General features: G+C 70.5%; 16 protein-coding genes. 10 read left to right on the forward strand and 6 right to left on the reverse strand.

Going from position 1 to position 15974, the window contains the following annotated elements:
- The first annotated feature begins 33 nt into the window (after positions 1-33).
- Entirely contained in the window at positions 34-156 is a 123-nt protein-coding gene (locus CSIV_RS18715) for a hypothetical protein (protein ID WP_274519546.1), read from the forward strand.
- Positions 157-163: 7 nt separating this feature from the next.
- Here CSIV_RS18715 and CSIV_RS09485 read toward each other — a convergent pair whose 3' ends face one another.
- Genes CSIV_RS09485 through CSIV_RS09495 form a run of 3 tightly spaced genes read right to left on the reverse strand, consistent with a single transcriptional unit; the run spans position 164 to position 3571 of the window.
- Complete coding sequence (locus CSIV_RS09485; RefSeq protein ID WP_077051127.1) at positions 164-778, reverse strand: hypothetical protein; 615 nt, start codon at positions 776-778, stop codon at positions 164-166.
- 19 nt (positions 779-797) lie between these two features.
- Complete coding sequence (locus CSIV_RS09490; protein ID WP_077051128.1) at positions 798-1733, reverse strand: DUF1295 domain-containing protein; 936 nt, start codon at positions 1731-1733, stop codon at positions 798-800.
- A complete protein-coding gene (locus tag CSIV_RS09495) occupies positions 1730-3571 on the reverse strand; it encodes an AMP-dependent synthetase/ligase (protein WP_077051129.1) in 1842 nt (613 codons plus the stop codon). The genes CSIV_RS09490 and CSIV_RS09495 overlap by 4 nt, the downstream gene beginning before the upstream one ends.
- A 208-nt stretch (positions 3572-3779) precedes the next feature.
- Here CSIV_RS09495 and CSIV_RS09500 point away from each other — a divergent pair, with 208 nt between their 5' ends.
- From CSIV_RS09500 to CSIV_RS09530, 7 genes are all read left to right on the forward strand, one after another.
- On the forward strand, positions 3780-4796 hold the full coding sequence (locus CSIV_RS09500) for a LacI family DNA-binding transcriptional regulator (RefSeq protein ID WP_077051130.1): 1017 nt from the start codon (positions 3780-3782) through the stop codon (positions 4794-4796).
- Positions 4797-4911: 115 nt separating this feature from the next.
- Complete coding sequence (locus tag CSIV_RS09505; RefSeq protein WP_077051131.1) at positions 4912-6234, forward strand: ABC transporter substrate-binding protein; 1323 nt, start codon at positions 4912-4914, stop codon at positions 6232-6234.
- The gene (locus CSIV_RS09510) at positions 6234-7199 is read left to right on the forward strand and encodes a carbohydrate ABC transporter permease (protein WP_077051132.1); all 966 of its coding nucleotides are present in this window, start codon (positions 6234-6236) and stop codon (positions 7197-7199) included. Before CSIV_RS09505 ends, CSIV_RS09510 begins: the two co-directional genes overlap by 1 nt.
- On the forward strand, positions 7196-8083 hold the full coding sequence (locus CSIV_RS09515) for a carbohydrate ABC transporter permease (RefSeq protein ID WP_083735084.1): 888 nt from the start codon (positions 7196-7198) through the stop codon (positions 8081-8083). Before CSIV_RS09510 ends, CSIV_RS09515 begins: the two co-directional genes overlap by 4 nt.
- A gap of 58 nt (positions 8084-8141) precedes the next feature.
- Positions 8142-10367: an alpha-xylosidase gene (yicI, locus tag CSIV_RS09520; RefSeq protein WP_077051133.1), complete on the forward strand. Its 2226-nt coding sequence runs from the start codon at positions 8142-8144 to the stop codon at positions 10365-10367.
- 21 nt (positions 10368-10388) lie between these two features.
- On the forward strand, positions 10389-10745 hold the full coding sequence (locus CSIV_RS09525; RefSeq protein ID WP_077051134.1) for a VOC family protein: 357 nt from the start codon (positions 10389-10391) through the stop codon (positions 10743-10745).
- The gene (locus CSIV_RS09530; protein WP_077051135.1) at positions 10745-11485 is read left to right on the forward strand and encodes an MBL fold metallo-hydrolase; all 741 of its coding nucleotides are present in this window, start codon (positions 10745-10747) and stop codon (positions 11483-11485) included. The genes CSIV_RS09525 and CSIV_RS09530 overlap by 1 nt, the downstream gene beginning before the upstream one ends.
- 191 nt (positions 11486-11676) lie before the next feature.
- On the opposite strand, the gene CSIV_RS09535 is transcribed toward CSIV_RS09530, so the two are convergent.
- Positions 11677-12804 carry a Gfo/Idh/MocA family protein gene (locus CSIV_RS09535; protein ID WP_077051136.1) on the reverse strand — a complete coding sequence of 376 codons (1128 nt, stop codon included), beginning with the start codon at positions 12802-12804 and terminating at the stop codon, positions 11677-11679.
- Complete coding sequence (locus tag CSIV_RS09540) at positions 12801-13631, reverse strand: sugar phosphate isomerase/epimerase family protein (protein ID WP_077051137.1); 831 nt, start codon at positions 13629-13631, stop codon at positions 12801-12803. Before CSIV_RS09540 ends, CSIV_RS09535 begins: the two co-directional genes overlap by 4 nt.
- A 106-nt stretch (positions 13632-13737) precedes the next feature.
- Between CSIV_RS09540 and CSIV_RS09545 the strand changes: the two genes are divergently transcribed.
- Positions 13738-14346 (forward strand): TetR/AcrR family transcriptional regulator, encoded by a 609-nt coding sequence (locus tag CSIV_RS09545; RefSeq protein ID WP_238592359.1) that lies wholly within the window; start codon positions 13738-13740, stop codon positions 14344-14346.
- A gap of 111 nt (positions 14347-14457) precedes the next feature.
- On the opposite strand, the gene CSIV_RS09550 is transcribed toward CSIV_RS09545, so the two are convergent.
- Positions 14458-15120, reverse strand: coding sequence for a TetR/AcrR family transcriptional regulator (locus tag CSIV_RS09550; protein WP_077051397.1), 663 nt, complete (start codon positions 15118-15120; stop codon positions 14458-14460).
- 63 nt (positions 15121-15183) lie between these two features.
- On the opposite strand from CSIV_RS09550, the gene CSIV_RS09555 reads away from it, so the two are divergent.
- Positions 15184-15810, forward strand: coding sequence for a DUF4386 domain-containing protein (locus CSIV_RS09555; protein ID WP_077051139.1), 627 nt, complete (start codon positions 15184-15186; stop codon positions 15808-15810).
- Positions 15811-15974: the final 164 nt, after the last annotated feature.

The following is a 15974-nucleotide window of genomic DNA, read 5'->3' on the forward strand; positions in this document are numbered from 1 at the left end:
AGGATCCGCTCTCTCGTCCCCCCAGGAGCAGCCATGACCCCCGTCATCGTCCTCGCCCTCGTCGGCGGTGCGTCGCTCGCCGTCACCGCCACCGCTCTGTGGCGCACGCCCGCCACGCGCGACGCGCTGCGGCGGTACTTCCGCTCGGCCGAGTGACCGCGCGCTAGACCCTCGGCACCGGCCCGCCCGCGACCCACGCGCGTAGCGCGTCCAGGCGGGGTTCGTCGAGGCCCACGACGTCGACCGTCTTCACGCCGCCGATGCCGTCGGCATCCTTCCGCCCCGATCGGCGGACGAGCCCGTCGGGCATCCGGTGGGCGGTGAAGTCGAGCGTCGGGTCGACGACCACGACCTCGTCGCCCGGGGGCAGATCGCGGGCTCGCTGGATCAGCGCCCGCACCTTCCAGTGCTCCCACAGCACGTTCGGACCCGTGTCCACGCGGTCGTCGGTGGGGGCGGCCGGGAGTTCGGCGGTATCCGGGAATCGAACGGCATCCGCGAGACCGAGGTGCTCCGCCAGGGCGCGGAGGGCGTCGGGATCCGTGAGGCGGCGGGTGTGCCAGACGATGTCGGCGCCCGCGGCGGCCAGCTCGCGGATGCCGTCGACCATGGGCCGGCGGAAGAAGAACCGGCCGTCGGGGGTCACGGCGCCGTCGCCCGGAACCGGGAGCGGCGCGTACTCGCGACCCTCCCTCATCGCGGCGTAGTCGCGGGCGGGAGAGTCGATCTCGACGAGCAGCACTCCCTCGACGCCGAGCAGGATCGTGTGGCGGCTCATCCCGGCAGTCTGCCAGGCGCTACCGCGGCACCTCGACGCCCGCGCGCACCGTCAACGCCGGCACCAGCACGGGCGTGCTGTCGCGGTACGCGCGGTAGTCGGCGCGATCGCCCCACTTCACGTCGGCGCGCTTCTCCAGAAGCGGGATGCCGCTGACCCGGGTGAGCAGCAGGATCACGAACAGCGGCGACAGCACCGCCACCCACTGCCAGCCCTGCAGCACCGGCACCGCCACGAGGAACACGCCGACCCACACGAGGATCTCGCCGAAGTAGTTGGGGTGCCGCGAGCGCGACCACAGGCCCGTGCGGATGAACTCGCCCTTGTTCGCCGGATCGGCGCGGAACGCCTGCTTCTGCAGGTCGGCGACGACCTCGAACACCATGCCCACGATCCACACGACGATCCCCGCGATCGCGAAACCGTCGAGGGGCGCGCGGTCTCCGGCATCCGCGCTCATCGCGATCCACGCGGCCGACGCGGTGAGCGACACCCAGAGGCCCTGGATCGCCCACACCTGCAGGAAGCGCAGCGGCTTCGTCTTGATCTCGTCGAACCGGCCGTCCGACCCCGAACGGTGCACGCGGGCGAAGAGGAACGAGCCCAGGCGTGCCGCCCACACGATCACCATCGCCGCGAGGATCCACCCGCGGGCGTCCTGACCGGGGGCGAGGAGGGCGACCGCGACCGACACCGCGATGAAGGTGAGGCTGCCGGTGAGGTCGAAGAAGCGCTCGGTGCGGCGGAGCGCCGAGGGGATGAAGACGAGGAACTGGATGACGAACGCCGCCGCCACCGCGAGGGCGAACACCGGGATGCCGGCCACCCGCGCTCCCGAGAAGCTTCCGGCGACGGCCAGCCCCGCGCCGATGAGCACCGCCACGATCACGGCGATCAGCGCCGAACGGTTCTGCGTCGCGCGCGAGCCGGTGGAGGGGGGAACGGGGGCGGTCATGACGGGACTCCTCGGTACAGCGACGCGATCGTCTCGGTGGCGCGATGCACCACCACGCGACGCTTGATCTTCATGGTGGGGGTGACGAGTTCGCGGTCGTCGAGGTCGGCGACGACGAGCTCGAAGCGGCGCACCTGCTCGCTGCGGGCGACCAGCGCGTTCGCGGCGTCTACGGTGCGCTGCAGGTGCGCGTGCAACCGCGGCTCGTCCACGGCGCGCAGGTCTGTCGGGGTGCGGACATCGAAAGGCAGACCGGTGGATGCCGCCCACGCGGCCGCCTGCTCGGCATCCAGGATCAGGAGGGCGCTGAGATACGGCTTGCCCTCGCCGACCATGACCGCGTGCTGCACGAGCGGGTCGGATTCGACCGCGGACTCCCAGCGTGCGGGCACGACGGTCTTGCCGTTCGAGGTGACGATGACGTCCTTCAGGCGCCCCTCGAGCACGAGCCTTCCGGCGTCGTCGAGGCGGCCGAGGTCGCCGGTGCGGAAGAAGCCGTCGACGAACGCGTCCCCGTCGTGCCGCGGGTCGCGGTACCCCGCGAACACGCCCACGCCCTTCGCGAGCACCTCGCCCTCGTCGCTGATGCGCACGGTCGAGCCCGGCAACGGCAGACCGACCGTGCCGGAGGCGATGCGCCCGGGCAGGTTGCCGGTCAGCGGCGCCGTGGTCTCGGTGAGGCCGTAGCCCTCGATGACCGGAACCCCCAGTCCGCGGAAGAACAGCGACAGCTCGCCGTCGAGGGTCGCGCCGCCCGAGAGCATGTAGTCGACGCGGCCGCCCATCACGGCGCGGAGGCGACGGTAGAACAGGACGTCGAAGACTCCGTGGCGCACCCGATGACCGAGCGGGGCGCGGCGGGGAGTGCCGGCATCCCGCAGCTCGGCGAGGCGCCCCTCGGCGACGGCCGTCGCACGCGCCCGGGCCCACACGCCCGACAGGCCCTTGGCGGCGGCCTTGTCGCCCGCGGCGGCCTGGATCTTCTGCAGCACCCGAGGGACCACGACCAGGAACGTGGGGCGCAGCGTCGCGAGCGTCGGGACCACGGCGGCGGCGTCGGACAGGTGCGCGATGCGCATGCCGCTGGCGATGCAGATGAGCTGGAGGCCCCGCGCGAGGACGTGCGCGAGCGGAAGGAAGATGATCGTGTTGCCCCCGGAGTGCACCACCTCGCGGTAGGCCGCGGCGATGTTCAGGACCTGGCCGAGGAAGTTCGCGTGGGTCAGCACCGCGCCCTTCGGTTCGCCGGTGGTGCCCGACGTGTAGACGATCGTGGCGGGATCGTCGTGTCCCGCGCGCGTGCGCCGGTGCTCGAGCTCGTCGTCGGCGACCGCCACGCCGTGCGTGCGGAGCGCGTCGAGATCGTCCATCCCCCAGACCCCGATGGCGCCGTCCGCGGATGCCAGGGCGGAGGTCAGCAGGTCGACGTGCGTCGCGGTGCCCCCGATGCCCACGCGGATCCGCGCGTCGGCGACGATGGCCGCCACCTGGCTCGGTGACGAAGAGTCGTAGACCGGAACGACGACCCCGCCGGCGAACCACGTCGCCAGGTCGGCCACCGCCCACTCGTACCGCGTGGGCGCCATGATCGCGACGGCGTCGCCGGGCCCGAGGCCGATGGCGATGAGGCCCTTCGCGAGGGTGCGCACCTCGTCGAGGAAGGTCGCGGTCGACACGGGAACCCACGCTCCGGTGCCGTCCGGGTCGTTCGGGCTCGCGGCCGGAGGCACCTCGAAGGCGGCGTGATCGGGCGCCTCGGCGGCACGACGGACCAGCAGATCAGTGACGTTCGCGTAGGCGTCGAGCGACGCCAATGCCCGCGTGTGCGACTCGCGCATCTCTCGCTCCCGCGTCGGGTGGTGCGGGCCGCCTCGCGGACGGGCCCGCGGTGGGCAGGGTGCGCCACCATCTGATGTCTTCGAAGCCCGGGGCCGTCCGGATTTTGTTGCGTTCCCCAACTTACCTCTTGCGCTCCGACCGGACGTGGTTTAGCTTTGCCGTCGAAGCGCTTCCCGGAAGCGCTTAGACAGCTACGAGGGAGTCGCTATGGCAGGCATCGACGAAGTCGCCCGCGCCGCGGGCGTGTCGATCAGCACCGTCTCCTACGCGCTGAGCGGCAAGCGCCCGGTCTCGGCCGAGACGCGACGCCGCATCCAGGCCGCGGTGCACGAACTCGAGTACAGCCCCAACGCCGGTGCCCGCATGCTCGCCGGCAGCCAGACGCACATCTTCGCGCTGTCCGAGCCGCTGCGCGCCGACAGCCACGCGCCCAGCCACATGGCGTTCATGCACGCCATGACCGTCGCCGCCCGCCGCAAGGAGTACGACATGCTCCTGCTCACCGACGAAGACGCGTCGGCCGGCATGAAGCGGGTCGCGGCGAGCGGACTCGTGGATGCCATCCTCGTGCTGGACGTCGCCCCCGACGACGCGCGCGTCGCGATCGCCCGCGCCAGCGCGACGCCGACGCTGTTCGTCGGCATCCCGAACGACCACGACGAGCTCGTGTGCGTAGACCTCGACTTCGAGCGCGCGGCCGTCGAGGCCGTCGACCGACTCGCCGACGCGGGGCACCGCGAGATCGGCCTGATCGGCGGATCGCGTCGCGCGTACGAGAAGTCGAACTTCCCGCCCCGCGTGCGCGCCGCCGTCGTGGCGCGCGCGGCCGAGCGCGGCGGGCACGCCCGGGCCGTGGCATCCGGCGAGGTCGTCACCGACCGCGCCCACGTGCGCGAGTCGGTGCGCGAGTTCATCGCGGCCGGCGTCACCGGGATCGTGCTGCACGCCCCGGAAGAAGTGCTGCAGGTCGTGCTCGTCGAACTCGCCACGCTCGGCAAGAGCATGCCGGGCGACGTCTCGATCGTGTCGGTCGGCAGCAGCTTCGACACCGACACGCAGCCCACCCCGGTCGACTCGATCCCGCTGGTGCCGCAGAGCTCGTGCGAGCTCGCGGTCGACCTCGCCATCGAGCTGATCGCCGGACGCCCCGTGGCATCCGGTCTCCATCTCATCCCACCGACCTATCTCGAGCGCGGCTCCGTCGCCGCGGCTCCCTCCGACTGACCCTCCCATCTCCACAGCCTGCGTCGTTCGCCCATTATCGAAGCGCTTCGACGCATCCGCCCCCGCTAGCGGACACCCACCAACCCAGCGGATCACAGTGAAAGGAGTGCCAACGATGGCACGCACGAACGCACAACGACGCGCGACCCGAGCCCTCGCGGCCGTCGGCTCGATCGCCGTCGCCGCCCTCGCCCTCTCCGCCTGCAGCGGAGGAGGCGGTGACGCCGGATCGACCGACGGCGCCGGCAAGACCCTCACGCTCTGGCACTACGAAGGCGCCGACAGTGCGATGGCCAAGGCCTGGAACGCCGCCATCCCGATCTTCGAGGAGCAGACCGGCGCCACGGTGAAGGTCGAGGAGAAGTCCTTCGAGCAGATCCAGAAGACCGCCAGCCAGGTGCTCGACACCGACGCGGCCCCCGACCTGCTCGAGTTCAACAAGGGCAACGCCACCGCGGGTTTCCTCGCGAGCACCGGGCTCATCGCCGACATCAGCGACGCCGTCACGCAGTACGGGTGGGATGCCAAGCTCGCCCCGTCGCTGCAGACCACCGCGAAGTACACCTCCGACGGCGTCATGGGCGGCGACACCTGGTACGGCGTGCCGAACTACGGCGAGTTCGTCGGCGTCTATTACAACCTCGACGCCTTCGCAGCTGCCGGGCTGGAGGTGCCGAAGACCTACGACGAGTTCGTGAAGGTGCTCGACGCGTTCGTCGCGAAGGGCATCACGCCCCTCGCCGAGGCCGGCGCCGAATACCCGCTCGGACAGCTCTGGTACCAGCTCGCGCTGACCCAGGCCGACCGCTCGTGGGTCGACGACTACCAGCTGTACAAGAACCCCGTCGACTGGACGGGGTCGGAGGTCACCTACGCCTCCGACACCCTGAAGGACTACGTCGACAAGGGCTACATCGCGAAGGACGTCTCGTCGGTCAAGGCCGAGGATGCCGGAGTCTCCTTCATCAACGGCACCTCGCCGATCTTCGTCTCGGGCTCGTGGTGGTACGGCCGCTTCGCCTCCGACGCGACGTTCGACTGGTCGCTCGCGGCCTTCCCGGGCTCGAAGCTGTCGCTCGGCTCCTCGGGCAACCTCTGGGTGGTGCCGGAGCGCTCGAAGCAGAAGGACCTCGCCTACCAGTTCATCGACATCACGATGAGCCCCGAGATCCAGGCGATCATCGGCAACAACGGCGGCGTGCCCGTCGCGGCGGACACCGCCGACATCACGGATGCCAAGAGCAAGGAGCTCATCGACACGTTCAACGGCATCCTCGACGAGGACGGTCTGTCGTTCTACCCCGACTGGCCCGCGCCCGGCTTCTACGACGTGCTCGTGCAGGAGTTGCAGGGCCTGGTCACCGGCTCGCAGGACGCGGCGACGACGAACGCCAACCTCGGGAAGAAGTACGACGAAGGCACGGCGGACTTCCGCTGATGGCTCTCCTCTCCCGTCCGGCTGCTCGGGTGGCACTCCCGCCCGAGCAGCCGGCCATCCCCCAACGCAGCGGCGGTACCGCCGGCTACTGGATGTACCTGCTGCCCGGCTTCATGCTGCTGCTGGTGATCGTCATCGTGCCGCTCCTGTGGAACGTGCTGCTCACGTTCACCAAGTGGCGCGGCGTCGGCGACCCCGAGTTCATCGGCCTCGACAACTGGGTGAAGCTGGTCGGCGACGAGGACTTCTGGACCTCCTTCACCAACTCGGTGTGGATGGTCCTCGCGATGGTCGTCGTCCCCACCGTCATCGGTCTCGCCGTGGCGGCGCTGCTGTTCGACGTCGTCGGCCGGAAGTTCGGCGGCAAGGTCGGCAGCTTCCTCCGCGCGACCTACTACCTGCCGCAGATCCTCCCCATCGCCGTGGCCGGCATCGTCATCGGCTGGATCGTCCGGCCCGGCGACACCGGTGCCCTCAACCAGATCCTGGGCAGCCTCGGCATCCCGTCGTACGACTGGCTCGGGCAGATGCCGTCCGCGCTCATCGTGCTCATGGTCGTGCTGGTCTGGGTGCAGATCGGCTACCCGGTCGTGGTGTTCATGGCCGCGCTGCAGCGGGTCGACCCCGAACTGTACGAGGCCGCCGAGCTCGACGGGGCGAACTGGTTCCAGCGGTTCACCGCGATCACGATCAGCATCATCCGCCCCGAGATCTTCGTCGTCACCCTGACGTGCACGATCGCGGCGCTGAAGGTGTTCGGCCCGGTCTACGTCATCACCCAGGGCGGGCCCGCCGGTTCCACCATCGTCCCGGCGTACTACGCCTACCTCGAGTTCTTCACGAAGCGGAACGTCGGCTACGGCGCGACCATCGCGACGGTGCTGACGATCCTCGTCGTCATCGTGTCGATCGTGTTCATCCGCGTGCAGACCTCGCTCGAACGCAAGGAAAGGGCCGGACTGTGACCGCCACCGCCGTCATCACCACCGGGCGCGCCCCGCGTCGCGGACCCCGCGGCGGCATGAGCCGTCGGCGACCCGTCGACTGGCTGCTGCTCGCGCTCGTCGTCGTCGGGGCGCTGCTCGTGCTCGCGCCGTTCTACCTCGTGCTCGTGAACTCGTTCAAGTCGCCGGTCGACTACGCCACGTCGGGGCCGCTCGCCCTGCCGCAGCAGCTGGACTTCGGCGGGATCATCGACTTCTGGAACCGGGTCGACTTCCCCCGCAAGGTCGGCAACTCGGTCCTCATCTCGGGCGTCGTCGCGGTGCTCGCCGTGCTCATCTCGATGCTCAACGCCTTCGCGATCGGCATCGGGCGGGTGCGCGGTCGCACGGGGATCGTGCTGCTGTTCCTGCTGGCGAATCTGCTGCCGCAGGAAGCGTTGCTCTACCCGCTGTACTACATGTTCAAATCCGTCGGTCTGTACGACAATCTGCTGTCGGTGATCATCGTGTTCACGGTGGTCCAGGCGGCCTTCGGCACGTACCTGCTGTCGTCGGTCTATGGCACGTTCCCCCGCGAGATCCTCGAGGCCGCCGCGATCGACGGCGCGACCCGGTGGCAGATCCTGTGGCGCGTCGTGTTCCCGATCAGCCGTCCCACGCTGTCGGTGCTCGTCATCTTCTTCTTCATCTGGACGTGGAACGAGTTCCTGATCCCCCTGACGTTCCTGGCATCCAACGACAACCAGACCGTGCCCGTCGCGATCAGCGTCCTGCAGGGCGACCGACTGATGGATGTCACCACGATCAGCGCTTCGGCTCTGCTCGGCATCATCCCGACGCTCATCTTCTTCTTGATCTTCCAGCGCACGCTTTCGCGTGGCATCACGGCGGGGGCCGTGAAGTGAGGGTCTTCCCCATTTCGTCTACGCCGACTCGCGGCATCACGGCAGGAGCAGTCACGCAATGAAGTTCACCGATGGTTTCTGGCTCATGCGGCCGGGCGTCACCGTCGACTACGCCGCCGAGGCGTACGACATCGAGTCCGCCGACACCCCCGACGGGCCGGGGCTGGTCGTGCACGCGCCGACGAAGGTCATCGCCAAGCGCGGCGACGTGCTCAACCGCAGCGTCCTCACCGTGACGCTGTCGTCGCCGCTCGACGGTGTCGTGCGAGTGCGGATCGTCCACCACGACGGGGCGCGGCGGCCCGTCGGGTTCGCGCTGCCAGGGGCGGTCGTGGGCGGCGGGGCCGTCGACGTCGCGGCTGGCACGCTCACCGCGGGTCGACTGACCGCGCGCGTGACACCGGGGGCGCCGTGGGACCTGTCGTTCGAGGTCGACGGGACGCGGGTCACGGGCAGTGGCCACCGCTCCCTGGGGCGCGTGAGTCTCGCCGAGGGGGCGGACGTCGAGACCGGCGTGATCTCGAACACGGGGGCCGACACGGGCGTGCCCTTCGCGCGGCACTACCTGCACGAGCAGCTCGACCTCGGCGTCGGCGAGGCGGTCTACGGCCTCGGCGAACGCTTCGGACCCGTTGTGAAGAACGGCCAGACGGTCGACATCTGGAACGCCGACGGCGGCACCTCCAGCGAGCAGGCGTACAAGAGCGTGCCGTTCTACGTGTCGTCGGGCGGGTACGGCGTGCTCGTCAACGACCCCGGGCACGTGTCGTTCGAGATCGGGTCCGAGAACGTCGAGCGCGTGCAGTTCTCCGTCTCGGGCGAGGCGCTGGAGTACTTCGTCATCGCCGGACCCACCCCGAAGGATGTGCTCGAGCGGTACACGGCGCTCACCGGGAGGCCGCCGGTCGTGCCGGCGTGGTCGTTCGGCACGTGGCTCACCACGTCGTTCACGACCGACTACGACGAAGCGACCGTGAACTCGTTCATCGACGGCATGGCCGAGCGCGACCTGCCTCTGTCGGTGTTCCACTTCGACTGCTTCTGGATGCGCGAATTCAACTGGACCGACTTCACGTGGGACGAGCGGGTGTTCCCGGATCCGGATGCCATGCTCCGACGCCTCCACGACCGGGGCCTCCGCGTATCGGTGTGGATCAACCCGTACATCGCGCAGCGTTCGCCGCTGTTCGCCGAGGGGGTCGCGAACGGCTACTTCGTGCGCCGCCCGGACGGCACGCCGTGGCAGTGGGACCTGTGGGTGCCGGGCATGGCGCTCGTCGACTTCACCAACCCGGATGCCGTGCGCTGGTACCAGTCGTACCTGCGGCGCCTCATCGCGCAGGGGGTGGACTGCTTCAAGACCGACTTCGGCGAGCGGATCCCCACCGACGTCGTGTACTTCGACGGCACGGATCCCGAGCGCATGCACAACCTGTACGCGCAGCTGTACAACCAGGCCGTGCACGAGGTGCTCGTCGAGGAGCGCGGCGTCGGCGAGGCGGTGCTCTTCGCGCGGTCGGCGACGGCGGGCGGGCAGACGATGCCCGTGCACTGGGGCGGCGACAACTCCTCGACGTTCGCGTCGATGGCGGAGACGCTGCGCGGAGGTTTGTCGCTCGCGTGGAGCGGGTTCTCGTTCTGGAGCCACGACATCGGCGGCTTCGAGGGGACTCCCGACCCGGCCGTGTTCAAGCGTTGGATCGCGTATGGGATGCTGTCGTCGCACAGCCGCTTCCACGGGTCGGACTCGTATCGGGTGCCGTGGGCGTTCGACGAAGAAGCGGTCGACGTGACGCGCCAGTTCTCCCGCCTCAAGCTGCGCCTGATGCCCTACCTGTACGCGGCGGCGCGTTCGGCTGCTTCCACGGGCGTTCCGGTGATGCGGCCGATGGCGCTGGAGTTCCCCGACGATCCCACGACGCTGCACCTCGACCGCCAGTACATGCTCGGGTCGGATGTTCTCGTGGCGCCGGTGTTCTCGGCATCCGGGGATGTCACGTTCTACCTGCCCGCGGGGGAGTGGACGCACCTTCTCTCCGGGGAGCGGGTCACGGGCGGAGAGTGGCTCCGTGAGACGCACGGCTTCGATTCGCTGCCGCTGTACGTGCGGCCCGGTGCGGTGCTGCCGTGGGGTGCCCGGGACGACCGCCCCGACTACGACTATCTCGACGGGCTCACGCTGCGCGTGTTCCCGGGGGGATCGGGCGTGGCCGAGGTGACGGTGACGGCTCCCGACGGTCGGACGGAGACGTTCCGCGTGGATCGCGCGGAGGTGACGGAGTAGGCCCCGGCGTACGCTGACGGCATGCTCGTGATCGGGTCGATCGTCATCCGCGTCGATGATCTGCATGCCCAGATCCGGTTCTGGTCGGCGGCCCTCGGATACACCGTGCGCGAGCCGATCGACGACGACTTCGCGCTGCTGCGAGCGGCCGATGGCGCCGGGCCGAACGTCTCGCTCGACGCGCAGCGTTCGGAGCGGGTCCTTCCGCCGCGGATCCACCTCGACCTTTACGCCGACGACCAGGCCGCGGAGGTGCGTCGACTCGTGGGGCTCGGTGCGACCGAGGTGGAGTGGGACGGCAGGCCCGCCGACGCGGACTACGTGATCCTGCAGGACCCCGAGGGCAATCGCTTCTGCGTGATCGACGCGGCCGCGTGATGTCGTCCCCACGCCGCCTCCGCGAGGTCGCGCCCGGGGTGTTCGTCGCCACCAGTCGGGTCATGCAGACGACGTCGACGGTGGTCGTCGAGGGCGGTCGTGCCCTGCTGATCGATCCGGCGTGGATGCCGGAAGAACTCGACGCGCTCGCCGCGGCGCTGCGGGAAATCGGGCTGGTCGTCGCCGAAGGGTTCGCGACTCATGCGCATCACGACCATCTGCTGTGGCATCCGGGGTTCGGTGACGTGCCGCGGTGGGCGTCGGCGCGGACGGCCGAGCTCGCGGCCGTCGAGCGGAACGCGTTGGTCGCCGCGCTCGGTGCGGAGTTCCCGGCCGAGCTGGTTGAGTTGATGGGACGGGTGGATGCCGGCTCCCCGACGTTCGAGGTCGACCTCGTCGTGCACGACGGACACGCGCCGGGGCACACGGCGGTGTGGTTGCCCGGGCCGCGGGTGCTCGTCGCCGGCGACATGCTGAGCGATGTCGAGCTGCCGTTGCCGTTCTGGCCGGACGACGTGCCCGCGTACGAACGGGCGCTCGAGGTGCTGGAGCCGTATGCGCGGGCTGCTCGGGTGGTGATCCCGGGGCACGGCGCCGTCGGCACGGACGCGTTCGCACGGTGGGAGGCCGACTGTCGGTACCTCGCCGACGTGCGACGGACCGGCGAGTCGGACGATCCGCGGCGGGCGAACCCGGGCATGGCGGAGGAGTACACGCACCTGCGGGACCTGCTGGCGTAGGTCTTCGACGGGAGGTGATTCGCGGAGCGGAGGATGGATGCCAGGACCACCGCCCTCCCTGCGTCGAATCTCCTCCGCTCGCGCGGCGTCGCGGCATCCGCCGACCGGCATCCGGGCACCGCGCACGCCCCCGAAAACACCCCCGCCCCGCGGCATCCACAGGACACCACAGGGCGGGAGGCGCGCGCCGGTTACAGCGTCGACGCGAAGGGGTCGAAGCCCTCGTCGAGCAGCGGCACAGGCGCCACGGTGCTGTCGATCTCGAGCGTCCGGCCGGTGGCGGAGGACTCCTCGGCCGACAGCATGACGTCGAGCACGTGGAATCCGAGCTCGCCCGTGGCGATGTGCGGGCGGTCGGCGGCGATCGAGCGGGCCATGTCGAGCACGCCGAGTCCGCGGCCGACGACGACGCCCTCGTTGGGGATCTCGATCCACTCCTGCTCGGTCTTCATGCCGTCGCGGAAGACGCCGAGCGGCTTCACGTACGCGATGCGTCCCTCGAAGCGGTTCGGGTCGGCGAGCACGATCGTGCCCTCGGACCCGTGGATCTCGACGACGCCGTGACGTTCGAGCGCGGAGTCGAAGCTCAGCAGATGCGTGCCGTGCTGGCCCGCGGCGAACGACGTCAGCACCTGCACCGTCGACGGCACCTCGACCGGGAACGTCTGGCCGGCGCGGGGGCCGGTGTGGATCGTCCGCTCGAGACGCGGACGCGAGCCGCGCGCGGTGACGGCCGCAATCGGGCCGAGCAGGCTCACGAGCGCCGAGAAGTAGTACGGACCCATGTCGAGCAGGGGTCCCGCGCCGCGGGCGAAGAGGAACGCGGGGTCCGGATGCCACAGGTCGGGGCCCTGCGTCTGGAACGACGTCTGCACGAACAGCGGCTCGCCGATCACGCCGTTCTGGATGGCGCGCTTGGCCGTCTGGAAGGCGGGTCCGAGGAGGGTGTCGGGTGCCGAGCCGATGCGCACGCCCGCGGCATCCGCCTGCGCGAGGAGTTCGCGCGTCGCGTCGCGGTCGAGGCCGATCGGCTTCTCGGTCCACACGTGCTTGCCCGCGGCGATCGCCGCCGACGACACCTCGACGTGCACCTGCGGGATCGTGAGGTTCACGACCAGATCGACGTCGGGGTTCGACAGGACGTCGTCGGGGGTGCCGGCCGCGGCGACGCCGTGCTCGTCGGCCTTCGCGCGGGCGCGGTCGGGCAGCAGGTCGCCGACCGCGACGACGTTCACATCGGGGAACGACGTCAGGTTCTCGAGGTACGTCTGGCTGATGACGCCGGCGCCGATGACGCCGACTCCGAGCGGCCGGCTCATGCGACGAACCCGCCGTCCTTGAGGAAGGCCAGGCTCGCGGCGATGTCGGCGAACACGTCGCCGGGCGCGCGGTCGTACTCGATGACGGCGTAGCGGATGCCGCTGCCCGCGCGCAGCGCTTCGGCGAGGGGCACGTCCGCGGTGCCCGCGTGGCGCTGGTCGAGGACCGCGGTCGACAGCTCGCCGGCATCCGGACCCCAGGGGTTGGATGCCGGGACCACGCCGTCCTTCACGTGCACGGCGGTCAGCCGGTCGCCGAGCTTCGCGACGAGCGCGGGCACGTCCTGGCCGCCGGTCAGCGCCCAGAAGAGATCGAGCTCGAGCTGTACGCGCGCGTCGGTGAGCTCCACGAACCGCTCGTAGGCGGTCTGGCCGCCGAAGTCGGCCACGAACTCCTGCGCGTGGTTGTGGTAGCCGACGGACAGGCCGAAGGTCGCGGCCACGTCGGCGGCGCGGTTGAGACGCTCGGCGATGTCGGCGACCCCGTCCTCGGTGAGCCAGCGGTCCGCCGCGACGAACGGGTCGATGACCGTCTGGATGCCGATGGTCGCGGCCGCCTCGAACACCACCTCGGGTGCGGGCGTCGGGATCGAGCCGTCGGGGGTCCACAGCTCGTCGCTGAGCAGCGGGGCGTGGCCGGTGGGGGAGGCCAGGCCGCTGGCATCCAGGGCCGCCCGGATCTCGGCGGGACGGTCGACGAACGCGAACGCCTCGACGTTGCGGAGGCCGAGGGCGGCGAGCTTGTCGAGCGAACCCGACATGTCGGCCGAGAACTCGGATGCCAGCGTGTATAGCTGCACCGAGGCTTCGGGGAGGGAGGGGGTCATCGGAGTCCTTCTACAGATCGTCGTTGAGGGCCGAAGGGGCCGTGCCGACACTCTAACCTCCATGTGGAGGTTACGCTAGTCCCGACGGATGCGAGAAGGTGGGCGGATGAGCGAGGATGCCACGATCGGCCGACCCGGCCAGCGGCGCCGGGGCGTCGAGCGGCGGCAGGAGATCCTCGACCGCGCCATCGAGGTGTTCCGCCGACGCGGGGCCGACGGCACATCGCTCCGGCGCATCGCCGAGTCGATCGGCGTCTCGCACGCCGCGCTGCTGCACTACTTCGACTCGCGCGAGCAGCTCCTCGTCGCCGTCTACGACCACGCCGCCGCCAAGCAGGGCGAGGACGAGGCGGCGCGCCCGGTCGAACGGGGCGTCGAGGAGATGATCGCCGCGGCGACCGCCAACGTCGAGGTGCCGGGCTTCGTGCAGCTCTACTCCACGCTCGTCGCCGCCGCGCTCGAGGTCGACAGCGGCGTCGGCAAGGACTACTTCACCAGCCGTTTCGAGCGGCTGCGCGCCGAACTCGGCGCGACGTTCCGGGAACAGCAGGCGGAGGGGCGCATCCGCGACGACGTGTCCGCCGACCACCTCGCGGCCCTGCTCATCGCGGCATCCGACGGTCTGCAGATCCAGTGGCTGCTCGACGCCTCCGTCGGACTGAGCGACACGCTCCGCACGTTCGGGATGCTGCTGCAGGCGCCGCGCGCGGAGTGAGGGGCCCGGCGGACCCTCAGTGATTCGCGCTGTCTCCGTCGTCGAGGGGCGGATGCCGCTGAGGTTGCGCGGATCGCTGAAATTGCGTGGGCGCTCGCCGCGCGACCGCGCTCAGCGCCCCGATCGCCAGCCCGCGCGGTGCAGCCGGTCGACGCCGTCGAGCAGGAGGTCGAGGGCGAAGTCGAACTCGGTGTCCTCGTCGCATGCCTCGCCCGCTCCGGGCGCGGTCGTCGCCATGCGGATGATGGCGGGGTACTGCGCGGCGTAGCCGGCCACGGCGGCGGACCGCTCGTCGGGGTCGTCCGGGAGGGTCGGCGTCGGGAGGACGTCGCGCGTGAATCCCCACATCCGCGTGCTCAGGGCGTGCATCGCGTGATGGACGAGATCGGCGGACAGCCCGCCCGCGAACATGGCATCCATCAACGCGTCCATGTGGGCGAGCACGCGGGGCGTCGCCCGCTCGCGCGTCTCGATGGCTTCGCGCGCCCAGCCGTGGCCGCGAAGGCGCGCGCGCGTCGCGAGGATGCGCGCGCGGACGGCTCCGCGCCAGTCGGCGGTGCCGGGAGCGTCGGGGGTGCTCGCGAGCACGTGGTCGAGCATCTCGTCGACGAGTTGCGAGCGGTCCGCGACGTGCTTGTAGAGCGCCATCGGTGTCACGCCGAGACTGTCGGCCACGGCGCGCATGCTCGCGGCGGCGAGTCCGCGGGCGTCGGCCAGCTCGATCGCAGCCTCCACGACGCGTTCCCGGTCGAGGCGAGGACGGGGAGTTGACACGTATACACCGTACACCTATGCTCGGCGCTGCGTCGGTGTACGGCGTATACCGAAAGGATTCCCATGCTCTCCCCATCGCGAACCCGAGCGCTCAGCGCCGGCATCCTGTACCTCGTCACCCACGTCACGTCGATCGGCGCGGTCGCCGCATACGCGACGGGCGGCGTCGCGCTCGGCGCATCGCTCGAGTTCGTCCTGGCCCTCGCCTGCGCGGGCACCGGCGTGCTGCTGTGGACCCTGCTCGCGGAGGCGGGCGCCGCGCGGGCCGCGACGTTCGCGGGGCTGCGCGTGGTCGAGGCCGCCGTGATCCTCGCCGGAATGCTGCCGTTGGTGGGCACGCTGCTCGTTCCGGGAACGAGGGTGGATGCCGCGATGTCGGTGCACGCGGCCGCGTTCCTCGTCGGGCAGGGGCTTGTGATCGCGGTCAACTCCGTGGTCCTCGGATCGCTGCTGTGGACGTCGCGGGCCGTTCCGAGGGTGCTGGCCGCCCTCGCGCTCGTCGGCGGCACCCTCGTGCTGCTCAGCGACCTCGGTCAGCTGTGGTCCGTGATCCCGATGAACGGCGCGGTGGCCGCGGCGGCTGCGCTCCCGATCTTCGCGTTCGAGATCTGGTTCGCGATCCGCCTGATCGTGGTCGGAGTCCCGGCATCCCTCGTCCCAGTTCCTGTTGTTCTGGAGGCGCGAGAGTGACAGCAAGTGGGACATGAACCGTCCTGAGTGGGACACGGGCGGAGGGGATGCCACGGCGGCGGAGCGCGCGTCAAGCCCGGCAGCTCTCAGGCTTCTCCACATCACGAACGGGTAACGTTTCCGGGTCTGCGCGACGCTCGCTCGCGCCGGTGCCCCCGGAGGTG

The organism is Microbacterium sp. CSI-V (assembly GCF_001984105.1).
Lineage (GTDB): Bacteria > Actinomycetota > Actinomycetes > Actinomycetales > Microbacteriaceae > Microbacterium.

What these genes read in the sequence shown, in the direction of transcription:
- CSIV_RS18715 (WP_274519546.1), top strand. Translation starts at nt 34, where the DNA reads ATGACCCCCGTCATCGTCCTCGCCCTCGTCGGCGGTGCGTCGCTCGCC.
- CSIV_RS09485 (WP_077051127.1), bottom strand. Translation starts at nt 778, where the DNA reads ATGAGCCGCCACACGATCCTGCTCGGCGTCGAGGGAGTGCTGCTCGTC.
- CSIV_RS09490 (WP_077051128.1), bottom strand. Translation starts at nt 1,733, where the DNA reads ATGACCGCCCCCGTTCCCCCCTCCACCGGCTCGCGCGCGACGCAGAAC.
- CSIV_RS09495 (WP_077051129.1), bottom strand. Translation starts at nt 3,571, where the DNA reads ATGCGCGAGTCGCACACGCGGGCATTGGCGTCGCTCGACGCCTACGCG.
- CSIV_RS09500 (WP_077051130.1), top strand. Translation starts at nt 3,780, where the DNA reads ATGGCAGGCATCGACGAAGTCGCCCGCGCCGCGGGCGTGTCGATCAGC.
- CSIV_RS09505 (WP_077051131.1), top strand. Translation starts at nt 4,912, where the DNA reads ATGGCACGCACGAACGCACAACGACGCGCGACCCGAGCCCTCGCGGCC.
- CSIV_RS09510 (WP_077051132.1), top strand. Translation starts at nt 6,234, where the DNA reads ATGGCTCTCCTCTCCCGTCCGGCTGCTCGGGTGGCACTCCCGCCCGAG.
- yicI (WP_077051133.1), top strand. Translation starts at nt 8,142, where the DNA reads ATGAAGTTCACCGATGGTTTCTGGCTCATGCGGCCGGGCGTCACCGTC.
- CSIV_RS09525 (WP_077051134.1), top strand. Translation starts at nt 10,389, where the DNA reads ATGCTCGTGATCGGGTCGATCGTCATCCGCGTCGATGATCTGCATGCC.
- CSIV_RS09530 (WP_077051135.1), top strand. Translation starts at nt 10,745, where the DNA reads ATGTCGTCCCCACGCCGCCTCCGCGAGGTCGCGCCCGGGGTGTTCGTC.
- CSIV_RS09535 (WP_077051136.1), bottom strand. Translation starts at nt 12,804, where the DNA reads ATGAGCCGGCCGCTCGGAGTCGGCGTCATCGGCGCCGGCGTCATCAGC.
- CSIV_RS09540 (WP_077051137.1), bottom strand. Translation starts at nt 13,631, where the DNA reads ATGACCCCCTCCCTCCCCGAAGCCTCGGTGCAGCTATACACGCTGGCA.
- CSIV_RS09545 (WP_238592359.1), top strand. Translation starts at nt 13,738, where the DNA reads ATGAGCGAGGATGCCACGATCGGCCGACCCGGCCAGCGGCGCCGGGGC.
- CSIV_RS09555 (WP_077051139.1), top strand. Translation starts at nt 15,184, where the DNA reads ATGCTCTCCCCATCGCGAACCCGAGCGCTCAGCGCCGGCATCCTGTAC.